Consider the following 661-nt stretch of genomic DNA (forward strand, 5'->3'; position numbering starts at 1 on the left):
CGCGCCGGTCGAGCGCCCGCCGCGGCCGCGCCGAGTGGCTGCTGGGCGTGCTGTGGCTGGTGGGTGCCGTCGCGATCGCCGTCGTCCTGGCGTGGCCGGTGTGGGCGACGTGGCGCCTGGCCGTGGTCGCCGCGGCCGGCACGCTCGCCGGCGCGGGCGTCGTGCTGCTCGGGCGTGCCCGGCGGTGGGGCGTCCTGCGCCGCGCGCTCGTCGTCGCCGCGGGCTTCCTCGTCGTCGCGGTGCCCGTCGCGGTGCCGTGGCGCGCGGACGTGCGCGGCCTGCCGGCAGGCCTCGTGGAGGCCGTCGCGGGGGTCGTCGTCGGCTGGAAGCAGCTGCTGACGCTCGAGCTCCCGGTCGAGGAGTACCAGGCCGTCCTCGTGCCATTCCTCGTCGCCGTCGTCGTCACCACCGCGCTCGCCGCGCCGCTCGCCGTGCGCCGCGACGCGCGTGCCGTGCTCGCGGTGCCCGTGCTGGCGCTGCTCGCGCTCCTGGGCCCGGCGTTCGGGCCCGTCGCGCCGCAGCCCGCGCTCGACCTGGGCCCCGTGCGGGTCCCGGACGCGCGCACCACCCTCGGCCTGGTCGGGCTCGTCGTCTGGTCGGTGCTGTGGGCGGTGCTGCGCGCGGCCGTCGCCCGCCGCCGCGCCGTGCGCGTGGGCAGCGG

The 661-nt window shown here is 80.2% G+C and carries 1 pseudogene; it reads left to right on the forward strand.

The annotated features are described in order from the left end of the window. Positions 1 to 661 (forward strand): annotated as a pseudogene (locus AB6N23_RS18535) (transglutaminase); the annotation flags it as partial.

It is taken from the genome of Cellulomonas pasadenensis, assembly GCF_047229365.1.
In the GTDB taxonomy this organism is placed as follows: Bacteria; Actinomycetota; Actinomycetes; order Actinomycetales; family Cellulomonadaceae; genus Cellulomonas.